The organism is Arthrobacter sp. PAMC25564 (assembly GCF_004798705.1).
Classification (GTDB): Bacteria; Actinomycetota; Actinomycetes; order Actinomycetales; family Micrococcaceae; genus Arthrobacter.
Genome location: NZ_CP039290.1, coordinates 2,067,148 through 2,090,192, shown reverse-complemented (window position 1 = coordinate 2,090,192; position 23,045 = coordinate 2,067,148). Strand labels below are relative to the sequence as shown.

The following is a 23,045-nucleotide window of genomic DNA, read 5'->3' as shown; positions in this document are numbered from 1 at the left end:
GGACGGAAGACGCTACCCCTAAATCTAGATCAGTTCGGTGAGGGTATCGCTCTGGCGGACAAGTTCGTGGTCATGTGAAGCCACCAGGACGGCAATCCCGTCCGACGTCGTGTCCTTGAGGATGCTGATGATGCGGTTGGCGGAGGCGCGGTCCAGGCTGGCCGTGGGCTCGTCGACGACCAGCACGCGGGTGCCGAGGATCAGGGCCCGGGCGATCGCCACGCGCTGGCGTTCGCCGCCGGAGAGTTGGGCGGGACGGTGGCGCATGCGCCGGCCCAGGCCCACGAGGTCCAGGAGGTCCTTGGCCATGTCGCGGCGCTGGTCCACCTCGCCGTCGGGGACGGCCGGCAGCAGGACGTTTTCCAGCGCGCTCATGCCGTCGATCAGGGCCCCGCCCTGGTCGACGTATCCGATCAGGGCACGGCGTCGGTCGGCGATCTCGTCGTCGCCCATGGTTTCGAGCGAATCGCCTTCCCAGAACACCCGGCCCGACGTCGGCAGGGTCAGGCCCGCACTGACGGTCAGGATGCTGGTCTTGCCCGAGCCGCTGCGGCCGGCGACGCAGTGCATCTCGCCGGCGTGCAGGGTCAGGTTGAAGTCGTCCACGACGTTGACGGCCTCGGCACCGCTGTTGCCGCCGCCATAGTGGATGGTGATGTTGCTGAGCTCCAGCGGAGTGGCATGGTCCGTGGCCTTCACGATGGTGTTGGCACGGGTCTTGTGCGCACCCTTTCGGGTGCTCGCGGTCATCCGGTCGTGGGCCGCCCGGTCAAGGTTCAGCTCGTTAGTCATTTGACTACTTTCGTTGCAATGGGAATCCAGCAGAGTACAGCCACGAGTCCGGCCAGGCCGGCCCAGAGTGCGGCATAGGGGGCGAGGAGCAGGCCGATGCCGAGGGCGCCCAGGACTGCCAGCGGCAGGGCGACGGTCCCCACCATGGCGTTTTCGAAGAAGCGGACCTGGCCCAGCATGTCCGGATTCCAGCCCATGGCCCTCAGCGTGCCGAGGTACTCGCGCTTGGCCTGCAGCTCGAAGCGGCCGGTGACCATGGTCAGCACGAGCCCTACGGCCACCCCGGACAGGGCCAGGATGATACTCGGCAGCGCGATGCTGGCCGCGGCCAGCCCGCTGAGCGCGCTGGCGCCGGCCGCCCGGGGGATGTCGATCAGCAGCGCGATCAGTCCGCCCACCGCCGCCCCGAAGACGCCGACGGCGACGGCCAGGGAACCGGTGTTGAACTTGTTCGTGCTCAGCTGCCGGTTGGCGAAGGTGAGCGCGGAATCGACCGGGATGAGGCGTTCATCGTGCTGCGGTTCCTGGTCCACTTCCTCGCGGTGGCGCAGCTGCTGGGCGGCGAAGTAGGCGGCGCCGATGTACAGCGCCAGGACGGAGGCGGAGACGATGGCGGTGGCCGGGTTCCAGCTGATCAGGCTCAGCACCGTCCCGGCGACGGCCAGCAGCGCCGCGCCGACGCCGAATTCGGCCAGCACCCAAGAGCGGATCCTGCGCTGGGTCCAACCCATGGCACGCAGCGTTCCGGCCTCGCTGCGCCGTTTGCGGACGTAGCTTACCGTCGAGGCGCCGGTCAGCAGGGCCGCGCCGCACAGGGTCAGGAACAGCAGGGTCAGGTTGGTCCCGGTGAGCGAGGCGGAGACGGCATCCGCGGCGTCCTGGCGGACCCACGACTGCCGCACGGTGCCCAGCGCGGATTCCTTGCCTGCGTCGTCCTTGGAGTAACCCGGGACGAAGATGCTCGCGTCCTCACGGGCGGAGCCGGCGACGACGGTCGCCTGCAGGCCCATGTCGCGGATCTCGTTGGCGAGCTTCTCGACGTCGGGCTGGGCCTGCTTCCAGCTGCCAGGGACCTTGGCCCGGACGCGGACGGCGTCGATCACGGAGGCGTTCTGCTCGTAGCCGCGGGCGGCGGCGAGCCCGTAGAAGTCGGTAATGGCACCGGCCGACTGGCTGGCCAGCCCCGTGGCGCTCAGGGACGGCTTGAGGTCCGTGTGCGCGACGTCCTTGCCGGAGGCATCCTTGGTCACGGTGAAGGGGGTGGGGTCATAACCGCCGAGGGGCAGCCGGTTGACGTCTCCGGCCACTTCCTGGACCTGCGCGGCGTCGAAGGTGCCGTAGACCATTGCGAGCGGGGTCGCCAGCTTCTTGCCGGTTTCGAGGTTGTCCCGGTAGGAACGCTCATCCACGGGGTTGCGCTGGGTCTGGTCGACGGGAGCGCCGTTGGCGGCCTTGTCCGGCAGCCGGTTCACGGTGACCCAATCGCCGGGCGTGGCGGACTTGTCCACGGCGCCGTTGCCGGCGGTGGATCCGTCCTTGTACTTGGGAGCGGCGGCGAAGTCGGTGCTCCAGGTGGCGGGGTTGTAGAGGCCCTGGCTGAAGCTGCCGGTGTCCCCCAGCAGCTGGGTCAGGTCCTTGGAGCCGGGCCAGGAAAGCGCGAACGGGGACTTGGAGACGAAGGGCAGGTAGTCCTTGTCCAGCGAGCGGGTCACGGTGCCGACATCCTTGGTGACATTGCCCGAGGCGTCGATTTCCTCGATCTTGACCGAGTACTTCAGGTCCACGGAGGTGCCCGAGCGGACGATCAGCGGGATGGCCTGGGAATCGGCCGTGAGCTGGCCGCTGCGCTTGGCCTGCTGGTACTGGCTCATCAGGGGTGCCCAGTATTTGAGCTTGACGCCCAGGAAGTCGGGGCCTTCCTTCAGCTGGTCCATGCCGATGCCGTTGGTGAAGAGGCTTTCGAAGTGCCGGCCGATGGCTCCGGCGTTGCGGGCGTCCGCCGGGGGCGCCTTCTCCAGGGGCGCCAGGAAGTCACCTGCGGTGCCGAGCAGCGCGCGCTCGGCGACGGGGTCCACGGCGACGACGGACTCGGTCACCTGCGGCGCCATCGGCAGCGAAACGGAGAGGTTGAAGAGGGTATGTTCGGAGCCGCCTGCCGGGGCGGGGAACTTGATGCCGGTCTCCCCTGCCGGGCCGGCGATGCGGACGTTCTTGCCGCCGGCGACCGTCTCTTCGATGAGCTTGGCCTTGCCGAGCGAGCCTTCGGCCGTGGTCTTGAACAGGGTCTGGTCCGTCTGCCCGTCCGAGCTCACGGCGCTGGCGGTGAGCCGGTACTTCTTGGGCGTGTCGCTCAGGACCGACTCGGCGGCCGGCCACTTGCTCGGATCGGTGGCGGTGGGATCCCCGGAGGTGCCGGCGAGGCCGGCGTTGAAGCCCAGATAGTCGGTGGCCTCGAGCCGGGGGGATTCCAGGTTCTGGGTGACGCGGGAGACAAGGCTGATCGGCGCCGCCACGGAGGTGCCGGACAGCTTCCGGATGGCGTCGAGCTGGTCGAAGCCGATGCCGCCCTGGCCGTTGGCGATGTCCGGCTGCATGAGCCCGCCGTTGTCATTTGCCTTGACCTGGACAAGGATGTCGTAGAGTCCCCGTGAGTTCTGGTCAACGGTCCGGTCGAGAGCCGCCTGCGACTGCCCCTGGATCAGGACCGACAGGCACATGGCCGCGATCAAAATGGACGCGGTCAGCAGAAGCACTCTGCTTCTGATGAACCTCTGGACGGCGTTCATTGGGCTCCTGAAAGCTGGATTGCGTGCGCACGCCACAGTTCATCCCATACGGAAGTGAAGGCGTCCCCTGCCGGGGCGTGCAAAAGTGAAGGCCGGTCTGCCGGCCAGGATCCGAAATTCGGACCTAGCCATTGTACGCAGACCGGCCACTCGTTCGCGGACGGGCGGCAGTTGCTGCAGCTTCCTGCAGCGCGGCGCCGCCCGTCCGCGGGGAGGGGTTCAGTCCTCCAGATCAACCTCGCGGACGAGGTCCGCGCCGATGCCGGCCTTGATGGCGTCAAGGACCTGCTGCGGGACGGAGCTGTCGATGGTCAGCAGGGCGAGCACCTGGCCGCCCTCGGTCTGCCGCGCGACCTGCATGCCGGCGATGTTGATGTTGTTCATGCCCAGGATGTGGCCGATCGTGCCGACCACGCCGGGGCGGTCCGCGTAGGCAACCACAACGAGGTGCTCGCTGATCGGCATCTCCAGGTCGAAGCCGTTGATACCAACGAGCTTCTGGATCTGCTTGGGGCCCGTCAGGGTTCCGGCCACCGAGATCTGGCTGCCGTCGCTGAGCGCGCCACGCAGGGTCAGGACGTTACGGTAGGACTCCGTGTCCGGCGTCGTGATCAGGCGGACGTTGATGCCGCGCTGTTCGGCGATGACGGGGGCGTTGACATAGGAGACCTGCTCGGTCACGACGTCGGCAAAAATGCCCTTCAGGGCGGCGAGTTCCAGCACCTTGACGTCGAGCGTGGAAATTTCGCCGGCCACCTCGACGTCGAACTGCGTGAGCGATGCGTGCGTCATGGCGGTGAAGATGCGGCCCAGCTTCTCCATCAGCGGGATGCCCGGGCGGACGTCCGGGGCGATGATGCCGCCGGCCACGTTGACGGCGTCGGGCACCAGCTCACCGGCCAGGGCAAGGCGGACGGACTTGGCCACGGAGACGCCGGCCTTCTCCTGTGCCTCGTCGGTGGAGGCGCCCAGGTGCGGGGTCACCACGACGTTGTCGAGCTTGAAGAACGGCAGGTCGGTGCTGGGTTCCTTGACGAACACGTCGACGCCGGCTCCGGCGATCTCGCCTGACTCCAGGGCTGCGTAGAGGGCTTCCTCGTCCACGAGGCCACCGCGGGCGACGTTGACGACATAGGCCGTGCGCTTCATCTTCCTGAAGGATTCCTCGCCGAGCATGCCGACGGTCTCGGGCGTCTTGGGCATGTGGATGGTGATGAAGTCCGACTGCGCGAGCAGTTCGTCCAGGGTCACCAGCTGCACGCCGAGCTGGGCGGCCCGGGCGGAGGTGATGTAGGGGTCGTAGGCGAGGATCTTGGTGTCAAAGCCCTTCAGCCGGGCCGCGACGAGGGCGCCGATCCGGCCCAGTCCGATGATGCCGATCTTCTTCTCGAAGAGTTCGATGCCGGTGTACTTGGAGCGCTTCCACTCGCCGTCCTTGAGCGCGGTGCTGGCCTGCGGAATGTGGCGGGCGAGGCTCAGGATGTGGCCGACGGTCAGTTCGGCGGCAGAGACGATATTGGAGGTCGGCGCATTGACCACCATAACGCCGGCCTGCGTGGCGGCCTTGATGTCCACGTTGTCCAGGCCGACGCCGGCGCGGGCGATGACCTTGAGGTTCTTGGCGGCGGCGATGGCCTCGGCGTCCACCTGCGTGGCGGAGCGGACCAGGATCGCGTCGACGTCGGCGATCGCAGAGAGCAGCTGGGAACGGTCGGCGCCGTCGGTCTGCCGGATTTCGAAGTCCGGGCCAAGGGCCTCGATCGTGGCGGGCGAAAGTTCCTCAGCGAGGAGTACTACAGGTTTGGTGCTTGTCACCGGTGACCTCTTTAGCTCTCTTGTGTTTCAGGTGGGGATTTTGGTGAATCAGGTGTTGCTGGTGATACGGGTGGTGCTGGACAGCAGGGAAGCCGGACCCCAGGAAATGGTGTCCGGCTCCCCTGCCGGGCAAAGGCCTAGCGGGCTGCCGAACCTTCGACGTAGTCGGCGTCCTGCTGCTGCCAGGCGAACAGCGCACGCAGCTCGCGGCCAACGGCCTCGATCGGGTGCTGCTCTGCCTTGGCACGCAGCGCCTTGAACTCGGGGGCACCGGCGTCCTGGTCGTCGATGAAGCGCTTGGCGAAGGCGCCGTCCTGGATGTCCTTCAGGACCGCCTTCATGTTCTCCTTCACCTCGGGGGTGATGACGCGCGGGCCGGAGACGTAGTCGCCGTATTCCGCGGTGTCAGAGACGCTCCAGCGCTGCTTGGCGATGCCGCCTTCCCACATGAGGTCAACGATGAGCTTGAGCTCGTGAAGCACCTCGAAGTAGGCGATCTGCGGCTGGTAGCCGGCCTCGGTCAGGGTCTCGAAGCCGTACTGGACCAGCTGGGACACGCCGCCACACAGGACGGCCTGCTCGCCGAAGAGGTCCGTTTCGGTCTCTTCGGTGAAGGTGGTCTTGATGACGCCGGCGCGGGTGCCGCCAATGGCCTTGGCGTAGGACTTGGCCAGTTCCCATGCGGAACCGGTAGCGTCCTGCTCAACGGCGATGATGTCCGGGATGCCGCGGCCGGCCTCGAACTCGCGGCGCACGGTGTGGCCGGGAGCCTTCGGGGCGATCAGGATGACGTCAACGCCCTCCGGGGCCTTGATGTAGCCGAAGCGGATGTTGAAGCCGTGGGCGAAGGCCAGCGCCTTGCCGGGGGTCAGCTTGTCCTTGATCGAGTCGTTGTAGATCGAGCGCTGGTACTGGTCCGGCGCCAGGATCATGATGACGTCGGCCCATTCGGCGGCGTCGGCGACGTTCTTGACCGTGAAGCCGGCGTCCTCGGCCTTGGCGATCGACTTCGAGCCTTCCTTGAGGGCGATGACAACCTCGACGCCGGAATCGCGCAGGTTCAGTGCGTGGGCGTGGCCCTGGGACCCGTAGCCCACAATGGCAACCTTGCGGCCCTGGATGATCGACAGGTCTGCGTCGTCGTCGTAGAACATTTCAGTCACTGGTGTAACTCCTCTTGAGTGGTTTTTCGATGGTGTCTTTGGTGCTGCGGTGCCGGGCGCAACGTGTGGCCAGGCAGGTGCCTGCGCTGTGCGCTGTGCCTTACGCGCTGCGTAGGGCCCTGTCACTCATGGAGCGGGAGCCCCGGCCGACGGCCAGGGTGCCGGACTGCACGATTTCGCGGATGCCGAAGGGCTCGAGCACGGAAAGCAGTGCCGTGAGCTTCTCGGGGTGGCCCGTCGCCTCAATGACCACCGACTCTGTGGAGACGTCGACTACTGAAGCGCGGAAGAGGTCTGCAGCCTGGGTGACCTGCAGCCGGGTTGCGGCATCCGCACGTACCTTGACCAGGATGTGGTCGCGCTGTACGGAAGATTCGGGGGTGAGCTCAACGATCTTGATCACGTTGATCAGCTTGTTCAGCTGCTTGGTGATCTGTTCGACCAGCTCGCCATCGGCGTCGACGACGACGGTCATCCGGGACATGCCCGGAACTTCCGTCGGGCCCACGGCCAGGGAGTGGATGTTGAAGGCGCGGCGGGCGAAGAGGCTTGCGACGCGGGTCAGCACACCGGGCTTGTCTTCGACCAGTACGGACAGTGTGTGGCGGGTCATGTTCAGTCCTCCTCTTCCCATTCCGGGGTCATGTTGCGGGCAACCTGGATCTGGTCATTGCTGACTCCCGCGGGGACCATCGGCCACACCATGGAGTTGGGGCTCACGACGAAATCGATGACCACGGGGCGGTCGTTGATTTCCAGGGCCTTCTGGATGGTGGCGTCGATGTCCTCGTCGCGTTCGCAGCGGAAGGAGGCGCAGCCGTAGGCATCCGCCAGCTTGACGAAGTCCGGGATCCGGACGGTGTCGTGGCCGGTGTTCAGGTCGGTGTTGGAGTAGCGGCCCTCGTAGAACAGGGTCTGCCACTGGCGCACCATGCCCAGCGAGGAGTTGTTGATGATGGCGACCTTGATCGGGATCTTGTTGATCGCGCAGGTGGCCAGTTCCTGGTTGGTCATCTGGAAGCAGCCGTCGCCGTCGATGGCCCAGACCACGCGGTCCGGTTCGCCGACCTTGGCGCCCATGGCGGCCGGCACGGCGTAGCCCATGGTGCCGGCCCCGCCGGAGTTCAGCCAGGCGTGCGGGCGCTCGTACTTGATGAACTGCGAGGCCCACATCTGGTGCTGGCCGACGCCGGCGACGTAGACGCCTTCGGGGCCGGTGAGGGCGCCGATGCGTTCGATCACGCGCTGCGGGGCGGTCAGGCCGTCCTCGGGTTCGGTCCAGCCCAGCGGGTAGGTCTCCTTGAGGTTGTTCAGGAAGGCCCACCAGCTGCTGAGGTCAGGGGTGCCTGAGGCCTCGTACGCCAGGCGCAGGGCATCGCTCAGTTCCGGAATGATCTCCTTGACCGAGCCGACGATCGGGACGTCCGCCGTACGGTTCTTGGAGATTTCGGCCGGATCGATGTCCGCGTGGATGACCTTGGCGTTCGGGGCGAAGGACTTCAGGACGCCGGTCACCCGGTCATCGAAGCGTGCGCCCAGGGTGATCAGCAGATCTGACTGCTGCAGGGCGGTCACGGCGGACACGGTGCCGTGCATGCCCGGCATGCCGACGTGCTGCGGGTGCGAGTCCGGGAAGACGCCGCGGGCCATCAGGGTGGTGACCACGGGGGCGCCGGACAGTTCTGCCAGCTCGCGAAGTTCGGCCGAGGCATGGGCCTTGACGACGCCGCCGCCCACGTACAGCACGGGCTTGCTGGCGGCCGCGATGAGCCTGGCGGCTTCGCGGACCTGCTTGCTGTGGCCGCGAAGCACGGGGTGGTAGCCGGGGAGGTCGATCTTGGGCGGCCAGGAGAAGGTCATCTGGCCCTGCTGGGCGTCCTTGGCGACGTCAACGAGGACGGGTCCCGGACGGCCGGTGGAGGCCAGGTGGAAGGCCTCCGCCATCACGTGCGGGATGTCGTTGGGGTCGGTGACCAGGAAGGAGTGCTTCGTGATCGGCATGGTGATGCCGACGATGTCCGCTTCCTGGAACGCGTCGGTGCCGATCACCGCGCTGGCGACCTGGCCGGTGATGGCCACCATCGGCACGGAGTCCATGTGGGCATCCATGATGGCGGTAACGAGGTTGGTGGCCCCCGGGCCCGAGGTAGCGATGCAGACGCCAACCCGTCCGGTGACCATGGCGTAGCCTTGCGCGGCGTGGCCGGCTCCCTGTTCGTGACGGACCAGAATGTGATTCATTCGTGAAGCCATCAAGGGGTCATAGGTGGGCAGGATCGCGCCACCGGGCAAACCGAAAATGTCCTGCACGCCGAGTTCTTCGAGCGAGCGGACGATTGCTTGTGAGCCGGTCATCACCGTCGGGGGTACGACGTTGTTCGGCCCAAGGACAGGAGAGACGGCAGCAGTGTCGACGGCGGCGTCAGCCGGACGTTCGACGCGTTCCGAAGCCTTGTGGGCTCCAGCGGACTTCGTGGCCATCAGCGAGGGGCTGATCGGCGATCCTTTGCTCATCGGACTCTTCCTTTGTGGATCTTCTGTGATCGTGGAACTACGGGGTGTTGCGTGGTGCTGATCGTGCGGGAAATAAAAAAACCCCTCAGCCGGCTGGCTCTTCGAGGGGTTGCGCGTGACGGTTCGTTACCGGTGAAGGCTAATCAGCCACGCGCCTGGTAAGGACGACGACGCCGACGGTAACGAATGAGATCATGCGTTCAGTTTTCCCTCTGGGTGGGACACGTGTCAACGAGCACACGCCTTGTCTCACGATGTGGACTTCATTGTCCACGGGTTGGTCCTTCCCCAGACCTCCGGCGCGAGCGCCGTCCGTCCGGGGCCCCTCGGATCAGCCCCTATTTAGCCCTGCCGCCTCCAGCGGCGATGTCACCGCTGGAGGCCGTTGCATGGGTTTCAGCCGCAGTAAGCGCCGGTGGAGGCGCTGTGGACCAGCTTGGCGTACTTGGCGAGCACGCCCTTGGTGAACTTGGCCGGCAGGGGTTCCCAGCCGACCTTGCGGGACTCGAGCTCGGCCTCGTCGACCAGGAGGTCGAAGGTGCGGGCGGCGATGTCCACGCGGATCCGGTCCCCGTCCTTGACGAAGGCAATTGGGCCGCCGTCGACAGCTTCCGGTGCCACGTGGCCGATGCACAGGCCGGTGGTTCCGCCGGAGAACCGTCCGTCGGTCAGCAGCAGCACGTCCTTGCCCAGGCCTGCACCCTTGATCGCACCGGTGATGGCGAGCATCTCACGCATGCCCGGCCCGCCCTTGGGGCCCTCGTAGCGGATGACGACGACGTCGCCGGCCTTGATCTCGCCCTTGTCGAGGGCATCCAGGGCACCCTGTTCACGTTCGAACACGCGGGCGGAGCCTTCGAAGACGTCGGCGTCGAAGCCTGCACTCTTGACGACGGCGCCTTCCGGGGCCATCGTGCCATGCAGGATGGTGATGCCGCCGGTCTTGTGGATGGGGTTGTCCATGGCGCGGAGCACCTTGCCGTCCGGATCCGGCGGGTTGATCGAAGCGAGGTTCTCGGCCACGGTCTTGCCGGTCACGGTCAGGCAGTCGCCATGGATCAGGCCGGCGTCGAGCAGGGCCTTCATGATCACCGGCACGCCACCGATCTTGTCGACGTCGTGCATGACGTAGCGGCCGAACGGCTTCAGGTCGCCCAGGTGCGGGATCTTGTCGCCGATGCGGTTGAAGTCGGACAGCGTCAGGTCCACCTCTGCTTCGCGGGCAATGGCGAGCAGGTGCAGCACGGCGTTGGTGGAGCCGCCGAAGGCCATCGTGACGGCGATGGCGTTCTCGAATGCCTTCTTGGTCATGATGTCGCGGGCCGTGATGCCAAGGCGGAGCAGGTTCACGACGGCCTCGCCGGACTTGTGCGCAAAGACGTCGCGACGGCGGTCCGCGGAGGGCGGGGCCGCGGAGCCGGGGAGGGACATGCCCAGGGCCTCGCCGATGCAGGCCATGGTGTTGGCGGTGTACATGCCGCCGCAGGCGCCTTCACCCGGGCAGATGGCCTTTTCGATGCGGTCCAGGTCCTCGCGGCTCATCTTGCCCGCGGCGCAGGCGCCGACGGCCTCGAAGGCGTCGATCAGGGTGACTTCCTTTTCGGAGCCGTCCTCGAGTTTGACCCAGCCGGGCATGATCGAGCCGGCGTACAAAAAGACCGCGGCGAGGTCCAGCCGGGCGGCCGCCATCAGCATGCCGGGCAGCGACTTGTCGCAGCCGGCCAGCAGCACCGAGCCGTCGATCCGCTCGGCCTGCATGACGGTCTCCACCGAGTCGGCGATGACCTCGCGGGATACCAGCGAGAAGTGCATGCCCTCATGGCCCATGGAAATGCCGTCGGAAACGGAGATGGTGCCGAACTGCATCGGGAAACCGCCGCCGGAGAAGACGCCTTCCTTGGCGCCCTGGGCGAGGCGGTTCAACGAAAGGTTGCAGGGAGTGATCTCGTTCCACGAGCTCGCGACGCCGATCTGGGGCTTGGCGAAGTCGTCGTCGCCCATGCCGACCGCCCGGAACATGCCGCGCGCGGGGGCGGCGTGGATTCCATCGGTAACGACCCGGCTCCGGGGCTTGATGTCCGGCTTGGTGTCTGTTGCTGTTTGGGTGTCCTGACTCATGGCTCAAAGTCTATGGCGCAAAGATGGGCACCAACGACCCGGAGTGGAGCGTTAAGCCGAAAACCGGGAATATTTCGATCAAATAGTGGACTCTCGTCTCAGCTGATGGAACCGGTGATTCTTTCCGCCCTTATTGGTGGCACCGTGACGTTCCCCGAAGCCTGGCACCTGGACGCGGGCAGCCGGCTGCGCGCTCTTTCCCGCTCGCCCCCAGCACCGCCTGGGTCCTCTCCCGGACACGGCACGGTCGGCCTCCTTGGCTACTCCTGCACTTCCCGCGGCCTTCCGGTGTCGGCGTCGACGGGGTTCGGCCAGGCGCCCGGGGAGGCTGGACAGCCCGCTTGACACGGACGTAACGTCAAGCAACGGCAACCTTGCCTCATGGACAGAAAGGCTCTGCTATGGATTGGATCATCTGGCTCATCGTCATCGTGGTGATCGTCGCCGTTGTCTGGTGGCTTCTCAAGCGCAACTCCCGCGGCGGTGCGGGCTCCTCGGCCACGGCGGGGACAAGCAAGTCCGCAGCCCCGCTGGCCTCCCCCAGCGGGCCCCGCACCCAGGCCCCGTCCGGCACCGGGACCTCCGCTGCGCCGGCAGCCGCGGCTGCCACCGTTCCTGCTGCGCCGGTTCCGCCGGTTCCGCCGGAGACAGCCACCTCCCCTGAGCCGTCCGCCGGCGCTGCGGAGGGCGCCGAGTGGGAAACCCAGTGGTCCGAGACTCCGCCGCCCGAGCCGCAGGCCGCCGCGCATCATGACCCGGCACGCGGTGCACACGCCGCTGAGGCGGCCCCGGAGACCGGGGCACCGTCTGCGGCGGGGGTGCAGGCGGCCGCGGGCCTGCCGGTACACCACCCTGAATACACCGAACCCCATTCCCCGACCCTGCCCGGGGCGGAAACGGCCGCGGCGGAAGCCAGCGACACGGCGGGCGCCGGGGACGTAGCCCCGGCAACCACGCCCGCCCCTCCCGAGGCAGCCGTTCCTCCTGCGGTGGCGACCGAGGTCCCGGGGGTACCTCCGGCTGAGGCCGAGACGCTACAGGCCGCGGCATCCTCGGCGGCGTCGGAAACCCCGGCGGGCCACTTGGCCGAACCGTCAGGGCACCTCGCCCTGGAGCAGCCGTATGGCGAGGGCTCGGCGGCACCGGCGGCCGACGGCAGCGGGCCGGAGGGTTTCACTGTCAAGGGCAACGCCTCCTCGATGATCTACCACGACGAGACCAGCCCTTCCTATGCGGAAACCCGCGCGGAGGTCTGGTTCCTTTCACCGGCGCATGCCGAGGCAGCCGGCTTCCGGCCGCCGCGCCGGACGCGGCAGTAAGCCCCGACGCCGGCTGACTGGCCAACGGCAAAAACCACGGCACAATGGACCCGAAGATGAGGGCGGGGCGGGCGGGAATACCCGCGCCCCGCCCTATGTCGTGCCCACGGGCGTCCCGCCGGGCGCCTGGCTGGGTCGCGGCAGTGGTTGCCACGATGCTGGCGCTCACGGCCTGCACCGCCGGCGGCGGCGCCACCCCCAGCGGCGGAACCGGCAGCGGGGCAGCCGGCCCGGCAGCGCCCGTGGTCTCCGGCCGGATCGACGCCGGACTGCAGCTGCCCTGGTCAACGGTCTTCCTGCCGGACGGCACAGCCGTCATTTCCGAGCGCGACAGCGCCCTGCTCAAGTGGGTGGACAGCGCGGCGGCCAGCGGCGGGCAGGCCGGCACGATCGGCCAGGTGCCCGGCGTCGTGCCCGGCGGCGAAGGCGGCCTGCTGGGACTGGCGCTGTCACCGGACTTCGAGACGGACCGGAACCTTTACGCCTATTTCACCGCCCAGGGTGACAACAGGATCGCCCGCCTCCGGCTGGACGGGAGCGCCGGCCAGTGGAAGCTGGGCGTCCCGCACGTCATCTTCACCGGGATCCCGAAGGCCTCCACGCACAACGGCGGAAGGATCCGGTTCGGGCCGGACGGGTACCTTTACGTGGGCACCGGGGACGCGCAGCGTCGTGAACAGCCACAGGACCGGGCGGCCCTCGGCGGCAAGATCCTCCGCCTCACCCCTGACGGCCGGCCTGCGCCCGGGAACCCGTTCGGCGACAACCCCGTGTACAGCCTCGGACACCGGAACGTCCAGGGCCTCGCCTGGGACGGCGCCGGCCGGCTCTGGGCGAGCGAATTCGGCCCCGACGTCGATGACGAACTGAACCTGATCGTGGCCGGCGGCAACTACGGCTGGCCGGAGGTGACCGGCGCCCCGCACCGCCCGGGCTTCCTGGACGCCAAAGTGGTGTGGCCGTCGACGGCGGACTCCTCCCCCAGCGGGCTGGAGATCGCGGATGGCACGGCCTACCTCGGCGCCCTGCGCGGACAGCGGCTCTGGGCTGTCCCCTTGAACGGGGAAACCGCCGGCGATCCTGTGAGTTATTTCACAGGATCCTATGGCCGTATCCGGGACGTGTCGCTGGCTCCGGACGGCCGCCTCTGGCTCCTGAGCAACAACCAAAACCCTGATTTCGTGCTGATTCTGGATCTCCCGGGCCACGCCGGCCGCCCCACCAGCACCCGATTTCACACAACGTCGAAACTCGTGTAGAGTTTCATGTCGTTGCGGAGAACAACGAGGGAAACAAAAAGCCCGAGTGAACGAAACAACAGATGCACCTCTAGCTCAACTGGCAGAGCAATTGACTCTTAATCAATGGGTTCCGGGTTCGAGTCCCGGGGGGTGCACAAACGAAAAACCGCTCCAACACTGGCGAAAGTCGGCGTTGGAGCGGTTTTTTTATTTGCCCAAAAACAGGGCTACTCGTCGTTTAGTCGTCGTTTGAACGATGACATATCCGGGCGCTTAGTGGACCAGTGTGACCCGGCTATTCAATTGCTCCAGAATCAGCGACGAGTCCGGCGCGTTCCGGTTCCGCTCAATGTAGTGCTTCTTCGTGATGGCATCCGAGCTGTGCCCAAGCTGCCGGGAGGCAATGAGAGAGCCAGACTCGCGCTCAATCAGCGTGGCGACCGCTTTGCGGAACGAAGAAGGCTTGACACCCTCCCATTGCTTGCCCCTCGCCTCGCGCCACAACCTCCGGAAGTTTGCCGGCTCCATCGGCTCGCCGTTCCGGTTAGGGAACACCAGGTCACCAGCGGCACCCGCTTTCCTGCGCCTCAACAGCTCCAGACCGAACAGAGGCAGCGTGAGAACGCGCTTGCCTGACTCGGACTTAGGAGAGGCCTGCCGGTGCAAACCGTGCACGGAATCCCGCTTCACAGTCCCCGTGACTGCAATCGTGCCCATCCTGAAATCAACGTCCGAGAACTGCAACGACAGCAACTCCCCCGGACGCAGTCCGGTCGCCAGAAACATATCCATCGCGTCCAAAGTGGAAGCCCGCCCCGGCTTCTGCCCCGCCCACTTATCGATGTGCCGGCGAAGGTCTTGGACCTGTTCGACAGACAAAGCGGACACTTGACGCTTTTCAACCGTCGGCATCATGACTTCCCGCACCGGATTCGTGCCGATGATGTCGTAGCGGACAGCGAGGCCCATCATAAGTGAAAGCACCACGCGGCTCTGTGAAGCCATGGATGGTGCAGTAGCCTGCAGCGTCCTCAGAAATGCCTCACATCGCCCCGTCGTGGCCTCCCACAAGCGCCACGCGCCCATCGCGGGAAGGATGTAGCGGTCAACTTTTTGGCGGTAGGAGTCCTGCGTCGCCTGGGACTGCGTAAGGGTAGGGAGCCAGCGCTCGGACAACTCCTTGATCGTAGAGTCCCTGGTCAATTCCAAGCCACCCAAGTGCGTCCGCGCCTTCAGCTTCTCTTTCAATGCGGCATCCGCGGCGGCGCGAGACGTGCCCTGCGCGGACACGCGGCGGGTCACGCCATCAAAGTCGCGGAAGCGGGTCAGGGCCACCACCTTGCCCTTCGGGCCCGAGTAGGAAACCTGACCGCTCGTGCCAATCGGCAGCGGGGCTCTACCTCGCATACTATTCCTTCCTCCATGTTGTCAACTACGCTACCCTCGATGCGGCCACGTCCCTGATCCGACCCAGTTCGGCCCGCGTCAATGTCATCATGTAGGTCTTCAGCACGCTCGGCAGGACTCCGAGCGACGCCGCGACTGCATGTGTGTGCTGTTCCGTGCCGGCCGCGTCCAGTACTGATTGAAAGTCGAGGAGTCGGTGCGCAGCCCATCGGTTCGCTAGCAGCTCCTGCTTGCCAGTCACGCCAGTGTGACCATAGTGGGCATGCCCTAGCTCATGCATGAGCGTGCAAGACCACTGGATCAGGCCAAGACCCGGGCGAAGAGTCACCAGCCGCTTTTTAACGTCAAACGCGCCCCACCAACCGTGAGGCGTTGGTGCCGTCCGCACCCGGACCCCCATCTGGTGCGCAAGAACACTAGGGTTCATGCGGTAGATCGTCGAATCCAATATTGTCCTCGCCCTTGAATGCAGCCAAACCATAATCTTTAGCATCGGCCTCAGACATGTTGGAGTAGTCCGGGTCAGCCGGAACTAGGTCCCACATCGCCGTCTGGCCAGGAACTGGGCGGTTCCCTTGGATTCTGCGCCCCAGCTCGTCAATCTGGACATGCATTCTCGCCGTGAGCGAATCCGTACTGATCTTCTCCAAGTCGGCTTCGAGCGCTGTGGATTCGGCAAAGTCCATCACGTCATCTGCCGTGATGATGCCCGCCTCAACCAGTGCCTCGACGGGGTTCAGCTCGTAGGCTCGGCAGACGGCAATGATGACGTCGGGCATGTCAATGTTGCGATTGAAAGTACTTGGTGTCTGACCAACACGGAGGGCCATCTGCCGCTTGGACTCGCCAGTGTTGGACTCAAGCCACTCTGAAATTGATGTTTGCATGCCTTCATGATGTTTCATTTTTGACACATACGCAAGCTCAAACGCTACAGATTCTAGGCGACCCCAGTTCCAGTACTGAACCTTTCGTGTTGCAAATTCGAATTACAGTGTTGTGATTCTGAATCAACGTGTGCCATGCTTGGAACACGGCGTTTCAAATACACAACACGAAAGGGTGGACATGCACCAGAAACTGAGGTTGCGGGATGGCCTACTTCCCCGCCTTCGAGAGATTCACCGGCTCCCCTCCGAAGAGTCCCAAGCGCGACTCATGGGTGTCAGCCGCTCAACAGTCCGACGAATGGAAGCTGGCGAACAGCCATCGGCCGATTTCATCGTGGCGATCTGTACCACATACCAGCTTGGTATCGGCGAAGCCTTTGAGATCGTATCCAGCATCTCCGAGCCCATCGCCGCATAAAAAAGCCCCCAGCTACACGAATAGCTGAGGGCCTGAAGAAACCAACATCCAAGTAAGGAATCCAATGCCTAGTTTAGTCCAAATCCCGTTCCACGGAACCAACCTCACCGCAATGAGCGATGAAGGCAAGCCTCTGGTGAGCTTGCGCCACGTTTGCGAGTCACTAGGCATCGACACTGACAGCCAGCGCAAGAAGCTTTTGAACAAGTCATGGGCCTGCACGGTGTTGAACACCGTGCAGGTTCCGGGAGACACCCAGACCCGGAAGTGGTTGATGATCGACCGCCGCACGATGACAATGTGGCTGGCAACTATTGAGCCCTCCCGCGTGAAGCCCGCAGCCCGCCTGTTGCTCGAAGCATTCCAGAACGAAGCGGCCGACGCGCTGGACGCCTACTTCCACGATGGTGGCGCGATCAACCCCCGGGCCACTGAATCCCAGCTTGACGAGATGCAGCGCAAGGCAAAGTTCCAGTTGGAGCTAATCAACCTCGCCCGCCCCTCGATCATGGACGCCAAGTTCCTGGACTCCAAGGCCCGCATCGTCATCGCCAGGGCGCTGGGCGAGGAGCCAGAGATCGACCCGCTCGACATGCCGCTCTACGCGGAGGAATACCTGAAAGATAACGGCGTCCCCAAGAGGGACATGGCCGGCACTCGCTCAATGTTCGGTCGCCGCGTCTCCAATGTCTACAAGGACCACTACGGTGTAGCCCCGAAAAAAGCAGCCAACGAGGTCAACGGCGGGATCAGGTCCATCAACTCCTATACCGAACGGGACCGCTGGATTTTCGACCAAGTGTGGAATGAGTTCTACGCCGATAAATACTCGGTTTCAATGTTTCAGGAGGCTATCTGATGACTCTCGCCCTGGAACCCGAAGTTCAGTGGTTGACTCCCGATGATTTGGCTCGCGCATGGCAGGTATCTGCCGGGACAATCGCGAACTGGCGCACTAATAACAAAGGTCCCGAGTTTGTCCGGATCGGTGGCCTCGTCCGCTACCACCCAGACGCCGTCGCGGCGTGGCTGAAAGCCCAGCCCACCAAGTAACACCAGCCGCAGCGCAAAGCGCCGGCACCCCGCACCACCTCGCCCGACTCAGGGCAAACCCCAACACCGCACCATCCCACCCGTTGCGTTCGTCCCTCGGAGAAGGAGTTATTTGTCATGCCCAAAATCAGCCTGGCTGTCATGGAAAACAAGGTCCGCAACCACTACGACGCCGCAAACAAGCCACGCCCCGACCGTCGCTTAGTCCGCATTTTCGCTAAGGAAGCCGCCCGCCGCTTCGAGACCTTCACCCACACGCCCGATGAGATGGAGCAGTTGCTCGCCTACTGCCTCCACTACTGGGACGAAACCGGCGAGATCGCCATTGAGAACGTCCAGCAGCGGCGCAACGAAGCCGCAGCCGCCCGCCGAGTGGCAGTGGCCGCATGAACGACACACCCATCTATGACCAGCTGATGCGGGAAGCCGCCGCGGACAACGCAGACGCCCACACCATGCGGACCCGATTCGCGGTGATGTGCGCATGAGGGCCGCCGTGTTGGAGGACTCGCACGAAGACTGGCATGAGGATGCGCTGGCAACCATCATTGGGCTGGCCGCGGCGCACGAGATCTTCTCTGCGGATGATCTCGCCCGGGAGATGCGTCGGCCACCTCACCCGAATGCGCCCGGTCAGGCATTCAGCGCGGCCCGGGCCGCCGGCTACATCACGGCCATCGGCTACCAGCAGTCATCCACTAAGTCCCGCAAGAACGGCGTCATCCGAGTGTGGCGCCGCACCGAAAGGAGATCCGCATGAATGGTTTCTTCATCCTTGTCCTGGCTGCCACGATCTTCGGCGCGATTGTCTACATCCCCCGCGCTATCCGGCTTGACCGTGCCGACGCCTACGCAGAGTTTCACCTGATGCACGGGCCGCGGTCCGGGTGCGTCGATTGCGAGGGGAAATGAGCACCGAACTGGACCTCGACATCGCCACACTCGTCGGCGAAATGGAAGCCGTACCGTGCGACTTGCCCCAGCATGGCAACCACCCCATGCACACGGAGGAACCCGCCTCGCACTACGTCCGATCGCACTGCCAGGCCTGCGACGACGACACCGGAACTATCGCCGCCTGTCCGGGATTCGTCGCTGCGGTTCGGGCCAACTTCTACGGATACTGCAGAATTTGCAGGGCCCAACACCGTGCTCTCGATATGGTCACGATCCTTGGCCCGGTGAAGTCATGATCCCCGGTTTCGCGTCTGCCGAGCGCGCCTACGAGAACCGCGACCCGTACCCCGAGCCTGACCGTTGCGAGGACGGCGACTGTGACGAGTGCCGAGAATGCCTGGCCGCACGCGCACAGGGCGAGGCCGACGAATACGCCGACATACAACGGAAAGAGAGGCGGCACCAGTGAACCCCGAAGTCCTAGCCGCCACCCTTGCGTCATCCGAAGCGAACTACACGGCCCTTGTATCCCGCGCCGCCAGTCTCGCTGGGAAGCCTGCCGAGCACGACGCGTGGATCCTCGTTGGCGCCGCGCACCGCATCACCGCAAACCTACGACTGCTACTAGCCACCAGTGAAAGAAGGACGACATGAACGCGACCGCCCAAACTCCGGTCCCGGATACGGTGCTGCTGACCCACCGACGCATCAAGGCCAAGGTTGCCGCCGCCAAGGACGCTATGGATTCCGCAGCCCAAGCCGAGATCCAGGCCGCAGCGAACGACTACGCATGGGGGAACAAATGAGTGACAGAGACGAACTGATGCTGGACAGCATGGGCAGCACGCCGAGCGGATTTGAAATCAAGATGCACGCTGGCGGACCAGACACCGCCAGGACGCTACTGTTCATCGCGGACGCCATGCGCTCCACGTTGGATGAACACGACGCCCCCAACTATGTCGAGATGGAAGTCAAAGCCAGCGACGGCAAGCAGTACATCATGATCTTGCAGCGCAAGGGGAAACTGACGCCACATAGCGCACGGCTGGCAGCGGAGGAAGCGCTCGAAGCCTCCAAGCCCCGCACCATCGAGAGCGTCGAAGAGCTGGACGCGCTGCCCGCAGAGTCCGTAATTCGTTCAGACGCTGGCATTGTCTACGAAAGATACGCGGACGAAGACGGCCCCGAATTCGACTTCTGGTTGATTCCGGGCGAGCAAAGAGCGCAGGGAGCAACAAAGATCGACCTCCCCGCCACCGTCCTGTGCGAGCCCACCCCGTGACGGCCACCCTGCCCACGGTCCTTGCCAGTATCGAGGCGATCCCGGAAACCGCAGAGAACTGGCGGGTGCGCAGGGATGCGATCAGTGGTGTGAAGAAACTTATCGAACAGGAGAACGAGAAATGAGCGACAAACGCAACGAAGGTGTAGCAACGGGCGGCATGGCAATAGCTATGGCCGAACTCGCCCGGAGATGCATCGGGCCTGATGGGACTGTCGTCAAGGTGTTTGCAGAAGGTACCCCAATCGTCCGGGCCGCATTCATTTCCAGGCTTGCTGAAGCGGCCATGAAAATCCTCGACGAGGGCACGGAATGACCGACCGCCTAGCCCAGATCCAGGCACGCGCAGACGCCGCCACTGAGGGGCCGTGGGAACTAGAGCCATACGCGGGTGTTATGTGCCTTGCTGTTGCGCCAAATGGGAATTTGGTAGTTGATTTCTCCACTTGGACGGATGGCCACTTTTCCGAGATGGCCGAAGTTGAGGCACTGGCTTCATTCATCGCCCACGCCCGCACGGACATCCCCGCCCTCCTCGCCATGGTGCGGGATCAGCAGGCCGCGCTGGAACGGGTGCGGGAGTTGCACGTACCCGTCATGGAAGACGGCAGTCCGGTTGGTTGTGCGCTGTGTGACTGGGAACACGACGACGGCATGACGTGGCCTTGCGGAACACTCGCCGCGATCACCGCAACGGAGGGGGCGTGAGGTTCACATGGCTCACGTACCGGGTAGCGATCCGGCGATCATTCAACCGCGAATACCAGGCATTCTGTGACCATCAAAGGGCTTTCCGTGGACCAGATCCATGGATCAAACAGATGTGTCACACCTTCGCTCTTCAGGCGCGGCAGATCAGGGAAAGGAAGACGGCATGAGCGGGATGACGGAAGTGCTCCGCAAGGAACTCGCCAAGGGCGGATACCAGATGCCCAGCGACACGCTGCCCTACGAGACTCAGGCGGCCAGCATCGCACGAGCCCTGACCGCTGCCGGGTTCGGACCAGTCGCTGAAGCCAAGGCGGAGGCATTGGAAGAGGCGGCGGACACGGTACTGGGTGACCAGCCGATCTTTGTGGGCGCATGGCTCCGCGCCCGCGCCACAACTGTGCGGGGTGAAGGATGAGCGGCTGTGTCTCAAACCTCCACAAGGCGCCCGTTCCAGCCACCATTCACGGATCATTTTCAAACCCCTGGAATTCTGCGAACTGTAGTGATGATGTCTGGTACTGCGAAAAGTGCGCTGCCATAGGTGAGCAGTTCGACTTCTTCACGCCAGACACCCCGGAGCATGGGCTGGCCGACGACTACGAAAGGAACGAACACGGATGAGCGAGACGAAGCCTGACCCAAACCTGCCCGAGTTTGTGACCACGGATGCCATCAAGGCCGCTATTGACGCCATCGAAGACGGACATGCCGCATGGACTCCGGAGTGGATGCAAAACGCACTCATGTCCGCATGGCAGGCCGGGAACTTGGCGGGCGACTCCAGCGCCTACCACGGCGGACTGTACAAGGAATACAACCCGTTCATGACCCAAGCCGAACGAAAGGCATGGTACTGACATGCCTGAGTGTGAGGCTGAGCGGCGGAACCTGATGGCGCTGCACCAGATCAGCCTACAAAAAGGCAACGGGGCATGGTGCCTCAACGAAATAGAACAACTACTCCGCGGGGAAACCTGCGAATGCGACACCGCCAGCTAGGCGGTTTTTTATTGCCCATTTAGGGGGAGCAAATGAGCTACACACCAGGCCTAGGCATCTTCGATCTCCTATCGAACAAGGACTACCACGCAGACCCGGCGCTCGGATCAACCAGCCTCAAGACGCTTGCCACACGGACGCCCGCACACTGGAAATGGGAGCGCGACAATCCGGTGCACAAGGACGCATACGACATCGGGACACTCGCGCACAGCCTCATCCTCGAAGGCGACACCTCACTGCACGAAGTGATCGACGTCCCGGACAAGCTGGGCAACAAGTGGAAGATCCCGGCGAACGAAGCGAAGGCGAAGGGGCTAATCCCGATCACGCCGAAAGAGTGGGCAGGCATTGAGGCTATGCGCGATGCAGTCATGGCGCACCCGCTCGCACGGGCCGCATTCACCGGGCACCGTGCCGAACAGTCCGTGTTCTGGGAGGAAGACGGGCTCATGCTCAAGTGCCGCCCGGACGCATGGCAGCCCGGCGTGCTGGTGGACCTCAAGACGACGATCAACGCCGACCCAAACGAGTTCGGCAAGACCGCCCACAACTTCGGCTATCACCAGTCAGCGGCCCACTACATCGACGGCGTCAAAGCGGCAACCGGCGAAGAACTGCCATTCCACTTCGTGCTGGTTGAGAAGACGGCGCCATATCTCGTGTCCGTGGTGGAACTCGACTGGGAAGCCATCGATATCGGCCGCGGACTCAATGACCGGGCAAAACGGATCTACCGGGAATGCGTCGAGTCCGGCACTTGGCCTGGCTACCCGAACGCCGACCTCATCAGCCTGCCCATGTGGGCCATCTACCGAGCCGAGGAATTGCTTGGGCTCAACACAGAAACGGAGATCGTGTTCTAGTCATGGACATCTCAAAGGCTCTTGTAGCCAAATCGGACCAACTCAACGCCTCGGACCTAACCGGCGCACCCATCGTCGCAACCATCGCTGCCGTGCGCAAAGGTGATGCAGTCAAGCCAGTCATTGTCGACCTTGTCGGCATGGACGGGCGACCGTGGAAACCGTCAAAGGGAATGCTCCGCATCATCGCTAACGGGTGGGGCGTCGAGTCGGATGCATGGGTTGGGCGGTCCGTGAAGCTGGTCAACAACCCCGAAGTGATCTACGCGGGCGAAAAGGTAGGCGGCGTAGAGGTCATCGCAATGTCCCACATTGATGCCCCGTTCACCATCCCTGTCCGCATCAGCCAGAAGAAGGTAAAGCAGCACACTGTGGCTGTCCTGGCCGAACCATCTACCGAGCCGTGGCGGGCTCAATGGCAAGCAATCACCAACGCACTAACTGCCGCCGGTTACGACGGTGACAGTAAGCAGATGCTCGCCACGGCAGGGCAAGTCATAGGCACTACATGGGGCCACCCGAACAAGATCAGCGCCGAGGATGCACAGAAAATCCTTGCAGCAGTACGAGAAGACAACCACCAGGAGACCAGCGAATGACCATCTCAATCACCGCAACCCCCATCGAGCGGGTGCACGCCAGCCCCATCGCGGACTTCGGCGTCATGCTCCGAATGGGCGGCGGCAACTACATCTACTTCACACATGAACTGGCAGCCCAATGGGTTGAAGTTCTCCAGACCATCGCAACCAACGAAACGAGCTACTGAAC

General features: G+C 64.4%; 28 protein-coding genes and 1 tRNA gene. 20 read left to right on the top strand and 9 right to left on the bottom strand.

Annotation, left to right across the window (positions count from 1 at the left end; translation table 11 throughout):
- Positions 1-24: 24 nt before the first annotated feature.
- The 7 genes from E5206_RS09655 to ilvD form a co-directional block, all read right to left on the bottom strand.
- A complete protein-coding gene (locus tag E5206_RS09655) occupies positions 25-792 on the bottom strand; it encodes an ATP-binding cassette domain-containing protein (protein WP_205759889.1) in 768 nt (255 codons plus the stop codon).
- Complete coding sequence (locus tag E5206_RS09650; protein ID WP_136322304.1) at positions 789-3,578, bottom strand: FtsX-like permease family protein; 2,790 nt, start codon at positions 3,576-3,578, stop codon at positions 789-791. The genes E5206_RS09655 and E5206_RS09650 overlap by 4 nt, the downstream gene beginning before the upstream one ends.
- A gap of 219 nt (positions 3,579-3,797) precedes the next feature.
- The gene (gene serA / locus E5206_RS09645) at positions 3,798-5,393 is read right to left on the bottom strand and encodes a phosphoglycerate dehydrogenase (RefSeq protein ID WP_136322303.1); all 1,596 of its coding nucleotides are present in this window, start codon (positions 5,391-5,393) and stop codon (positions 3,798-3,800) included.
- 137 nt (positions 5,394-5,530) lie between these two features.
- Positions 5,531-6,556 carry a ketol-acid reductoisomerase gene (gene ilvC / locus E5206_RS09640; protein ID WP_136322302.1) on the bottom strand — a complete coding sequence of 342 codons (1,026 nt, stop codon included), beginning with the start codon at positions 6,554-6,556 and terminating at the stop codon, positions 5,531-5,533.
- A gap of 100 nt (positions 6,557-6,656) precedes the next feature.
- On the bottom strand, positions 6,657-7,169 hold the full coding sequence (ilvN, locus tag E5206_RS09635) for an acetolactate synthase small subunit (protein ID WP_136322301.1): 513 nt from the start codon (positions 7,167-7,169) through the stop codon (positions 6,657-6,659).
- A 2-nt stretch (positions 7,170-7,171) separates the two neighbouring features.
- A complete protein-coding gene (locus E5206_RS09630; protein ID WP_136322300.1) occupies positions 7,172-9,070 on the bottom strand; it encodes an acetolactate synthase large subunit in 1,899 nt (632 codons plus the stop codon).
- A gap of 396 nt (positions 9,071-9,466) precedes the next feature.
- On the bottom strand, positions 9,467-11,188 hold the full coding sequence (gene ilvD, locus E5206_RS09625; protein ID WP_136322299.1) for a dihydroxy-acid dehydratase: 1,722 nt from the start codon (positions 11,186-11,188) through the stop codon (positions 9,467-9,469).
- A 401-nt stretch (positions 11,189-11,589) separates the two neighbouring features.
- Between ilvD and E5206_RS09620 the strand changes: the two genes are divergently transcribed.
- From E5206_RS09620 to E5206_RS09610, 3 genes are all read left to right on the top strand, one after another.
- Positions 11,590-12,507 (top strand): hypothetical protein, encoded by a 918-nt coding sequence (locus tag E5206_RS09620; RefSeq protein WP_136322298.1) that lies wholly within the window; start codon positions 11,590-11,592, stop codon positions 12,505-12,507.
- A gap of 155 nt (positions 12,508-12,662) precedes the next feature.
- The gene (locus tag E5206_RS09615) at positions 12,663-13,766 is read left to right on the top strand and encodes a PQQ-dependent sugar dehydrogenase (RefSeq protein ID WP_240690087.1); all 1,104 of its coding nucleotides are present in this window, start codon (positions 12,663-12,665) and stop codon (positions 13,764-13,766) included.
- A gap of 64 nt (positions 13,767-13,830) precedes the next feature.
- A tRNA-Lys gene (locus E5206_RS09610) sits at positions 13,831-13,903 on the top strand.
- 118 nt (positions 13,904-14,021) lie between these two features.
- Here the strand turns inward: E5206_RS09610 and E5206_RS09605 are convergent.
- Together E5206_RS09605 and E5206_RS09595 are read right to left on the bottom strand one after the other, a co-directional pair.
- On the bottom strand, positions 14,022-15,083 hold the full coding sequence (locus E5206_RS09605) for a tyrosine-type recombinase/integrase (protein WP_168709308.1): 1,062 nt from the start codon (positions 15,081-15,083) through the stop codon (positions 14,022-14,024).
- 488 nt (positions 15,084-15,571) lie between these two features.
- On the bottom strand, positions 15,572-16,042 hold the full coding sequence (locus tag E5206_RS09595; protein ID WP_136322294.1) for a hypothetical protein: 471 nt from the start codon (positions 16,040-16,042) through the stop codon (positions 15,572-15,574).
- A gap of 301 nt (positions 16,043-16,343) precedes the next feature.
- On the opposite strand from E5206_RS09595, the gene E5206_RS19275 reads away from it, so the two are divergent.
- The 17 genes from E5206_RS19275 to E5206_RS19260 all read left to right on the top strand — a co-directional run bounded on the left by E5206_RS19275 (position 16,344) and on the right by E5206_RS19260 (position 23,043).
- Positions 16,344-16,463, top strand: coding sequence for a hypothetical protein (locus E5206_RS19275; RefSeq protein ID WP_168709306.1), 120 nt, complete (start codon positions 16,344-16,346; stop codon positions 16,461-16,463).
- 112 nt (positions 16,464-16,575) lie between these two features.
- Entirely contained in the window at positions 16,576-17,322 is a 747-nt protein-coding gene (locus E5206_RS09585) for a phage antirepressor N-terminal domain-containing protein (protein WP_205760032.1), read from the top strand.
- Complete coding sequence (locus E5206_RS09580) at positions 17,322-17,516, top strand: helix-turn-helix domain-containing protein (protein WP_136322291.1); 195 nt, start codon at positions 17,322-17,324, stop codon at positions 17,514-17,516. The genes E5206_RS09585 and E5206_RS09580 overlap by 1 nt, the downstream gene beginning before the upstream one ends.
- Before the next feature lie 117 nt (positions 17,517-17,633).
- Complete coding sequence (locus tag E5206_RS09575) at positions 17,634-17,906, top strand: hypothetical protein (protein WP_136322290.1); 273 nt, start codon at positions 17,634-17,636, stop codon at positions 17,904-17,906.
- Positions 17,907-18,000: 94 nt separating this feature from the next.
- Positions 18,001-18,276, top strand: a complete 276-nt coding sequence (locus E5206_RS09570) for a hypothetical protein (protein ID WP_168709305.1) — start codon at positions 18,001-18,003, stop codon at positions 18,274-18,276.
- Positions 18,273-18,428 (top strand): hypothetical protein, encoded by a 156-nt coding sequence (locus E5206_RS19270; protein ID WP_168709304.1) that lies wholly within the window; start codon positions 18,273-18,275, stop codon positions 18,426-18,428. Before E5206_RS09570 ends, E5206_RS19270 begins: the two co-directional genes overlap by 4 nt.
- Positions 18,425-18,709 (top strand): hypothetical protein, encoded by a 285-nt coding sequence (locus tag E5206_RS09565; RefSeq protein WP_136322288.1) that lies wholly within the window; start codon positions 18,425-18,427, stop codon positions 18,707-18,709. Before E5206_RS19270 ends, E5206_RS09565 begins: the two co-directional genes overlap by 4 nt.
- 354 nt (positions 18,710-19,063) lie before the next feature.
- Positions 19,064-19,219 (top strand): hypothetical protein, encoded by a 156-nt coding sequence (locus E5206_RS19265; protein WP_168709303.1) that lies wholly within the window; start codon positions 19,064-19,066, stop codon positions 19,217-19,219.
- Positions 19,216-19,698, top strand: a complete 483-nt coding sequence (locus tag E5206_RS09560) for a hypothetical protein (RefSeq protein WP_136322287.1) — start codon at positions 19,216-19,218, stop codon at positions 19,696-19,698. The genes E5206_RS19265 and E5206_RS09560 overlap by 4 nt, the downstream gene beginning before the upstream one ends.
- Positions 19,695-19,823 carry a hypothetical protein gene (locus E5206_RS19735; RefSeq protein WP_276605959.1) on the top strand — a complete coding sequence of 43 codons (129 nt, stop codon included), beginning with the start codon at positions 19,695-19,697 and terminating at the stop codon, positions 19,821-19,823. The genes E5206_RS09560 and E5206_RS19735 overlap by 4 nt, the downstream gene beginning before the upstream one ends.
- Complete coding sequence (locus E5206_RS09555; protein WP_136322286.1) at positions 19,820-20,014, top strand: hypothetical protein; 195 nt, start codon at positions 19,820-19,822, stop codon at positions 20,012-20,014. Before E5206_RS19735 ends, E5206_RS09555 begins: the two co-directional genes overlap by 4 nt.
- 155 nt (positions 20,015-20,169) lie before the next feature.
- Positions 20,170-20,406: a hypothetical protein gene (locus E5206_RS09550; RefSeq protein ID WP_136322285.1), complete on the top strand. Its 237-nt coding sequence runs from the start codon at positions 20,170-20,172 to the stop codon at positions 20,404-20,406.
- A 166-nt stretch (positions 20,407-20,572) separates the two neighbouring features.
- Positions 20,573-20,824 carry a hypothetical protein gene (locus tag E5206_RS09545; protein ID WP_136322284.1) on the top strand — a complete coding sequence of 84 codons (252 nt, stop codon included), beginning with the start codon at positions 20,573-20,575 and terminating at the stop codon, positions 20,822-20,824.
- A 202-nt stretch (positions 20,825-21,026) separates the two neighbouring features.
- On the top strand, positions 21,027-21,266 hold the full coding sequence (locus tag E5206_RS09540) for a hypothetical protein (protein WP_136322283.1): 240 nt from the start codon (positions 21,027-21,029) through the stop codon (positions 21,264-21,266).
- Positions 21,267-21,440: 174 nt separating this feature from the next.
- On the top strand, positions 21,441-22,274 hold the full coding sequence (locus tag E5206_RS09535; protein ID WP_136322282.1) for a PD-(D/E)XK nuclease-like domain-containing protein: 834 nt from the start codon (positions 21,441-21,443) through the stop codon (positions 22,272-22,274).
- A gap of 2 nt (positions 22,275-22,276) precedes the next feature.
- Positions 22,277-22,873 carry a hypothetical protein gene (locus tag E5206_RS09530; RefSeq protein WP_136322281.1) on the top strand — a complete coding sequence of 199 codons (597 nt, stop codon included), beginning with the start codon at positions 22,277-22,279 and terminating at the stop codon, positions 22,871-22,873.
- Positions 22,870-23,043, top strand: coding sequence for a hypothetical protein (locus E5206_RS19260; RefSeq protein WP_168709302.1), 174 nt, complete (start codon positions 22,870-22,872; stop codon positions 23,041-23,043). Before E5206_RS09530 ends, E5206_RS19260 begins: the two co-directional genes overlap by 4 nt.
- Positions 23,044-23,045: the final 2 nt, after the last annotated feature.

Coding starts and splice junctions, on each gene's coding strand:
- ilvN (WP_136322301.1), bottom strand. CDS start 7,169: ATGACCCGCCACACACTGTCCGTACTGGTCGAAGACAAGCCCGGTGTG.
- E5206_RS09595 (WP_136322294.1), bottom strand. CDS start 16,042: ATGCAAACATCAATTTCAGAGTGGCTTGAGTCCAACACTGGCGAGTCC.
- E5206_RS19275 (WP_168709306.1), top strand. CDS start 16,344: ATGGAAGCTGGCGAACAGCCATCGGCCGATTTCATCGTGGCGATCTGT.
- E5206_RS09585 (WP_205760032.1), top strand. CDS start 16,576: ATGAGCGATGAAGGCAAGCCTCTGGTGAGCTTGCGCCACGTTTGCGAG.
- ilvD (WP_136322299.1), bottom strand. CDS start 11,188: ATGAGTCAGGACACCCAAACAGCAACAGACACCAAGCCGGACATCAAG.
- E5206_RS09575 (WP_136322290.1), top strand. CDS start 17,634: ATGCCCAAAATCAGCCTGGCTGTCATGGAAAACAAGGTCCGCAACCAC.
- E5206_RS09655 (WP_205759889.1), bottom strand. CDS start 792: ATGACTAACGAGCTGAACCTTGACCGGGCGGCCCACGACCGGATGACC.
- E5206_RS09570 (WP_168709305.1), top strand. CDS start 18,001: ATGAGGGCCGCCGTGTTGGAGGACTCGCACGAAGACTGGCATGAGGAT.
- E5206_RS09535 (WP_136322282.1), top strand. CDS start 21,441: ATGAGCTACACACCAGGCCTAGGCATCTTCGATCTCCTATCGAACAAG.
- E5206_RS09555 (WP_136322286.1), top strand. CDS start 19,820: ATGAGCGACAAACGCAACGAAGGTGTAGCAACGGGCGGCATGGCAATA.
- E5206_RS19270 (WP_168709304.1), top strand. CDS start 18,273: ATGAATGGTTTCTTCATCCTTGTCCTGGCTGCCACGATCTTCGGCGCG.
- E5206_RS09650 (WP_136322304.1), bottom strand. CDS start 3,578: ATGAACGCCGTCCAGAGGTTCATCAGAAGCAGAGTGCTTCTGCTGACC.
- E5206_RS09565 (WP_136322288.1), top strand. CDS start 18,425: ATGAGCACCGAACTGGACCTCGACATCGCCACACTCGTCGGCGAAATG.
- E5206_RS09620 (WP_136322298.1), top strand. CDS start 11,590: ATGGATTGGATCATCTGGCTCATCGTCATCGTGGTGATCGTCGCCGTT.
- E5206_RS09530 (WP_136322281.1), top strand. CDS start 22,277: ATGGACATCTCAAAGGCTCTTGTAGCCAAATCGGACCAACTCAACGCC.
- E5206_RS09630 (WP_136322300.1), bottom strand. CDS start 9,070: ATGAGCAAAGGATCGCCGATCAGCCCCTCGCTGATGGCCACGAAGTCC.
- E5206_RS09550 (WP_136322285.1), top strand. CDS start 20,170: ATGGCCGAAGTTGAGGCACTGGCTTCATTCATCGCCCACGCCCGCACG.
- E5206_RS09545 (WP_136322284.1), top strand. CDS start 20,573: ATGAGCGGGATGACGGAAGTGCTCCGCAAGGAACTCGCCAAGGGCGGA.
- E5206_RS09615 (WP_240690087.1), top strand. CDS start 12,663: ATGCTGGCGCTCACGGCCTGCACCGCCGGCGGCGGCGCCACCCCCAGC.
- E5206_RS19260 (WP_168709302.1), top strand. CDS start 22,870: ATGACCATCTCAATCACCGCAACCCCCATCGAGCGGGTGCACGCCAGC.
- E5206_RS19265 (WP_168709303.1), top strand. CDS start 19,064: ATGAACGCGACCGCCCAAACTCCGGTCCCGGATACGGTGCTGCTGACC.
- E5206_RS09560 (WP_136322287.1), top strand. CDS start 19,216: ATGAGTGACAGAGACGAACTGATGCTGGACAGCATGGGCAGCACGCCG.
- E5206_RS09580 (WP_136322291.1), top strand. CDS start 17,322: ATGACTCTCGCCCTGGAACCCGAAGTTCAGTGGTTGACTCCCGATGAT.
- E5206_RS09540 (WP_136322283.1), top strand. CDS start 21,027: ATGAGCGAGACGAAGCCTGACCCAAACCTGCCCGAGTTTGTGACCACG.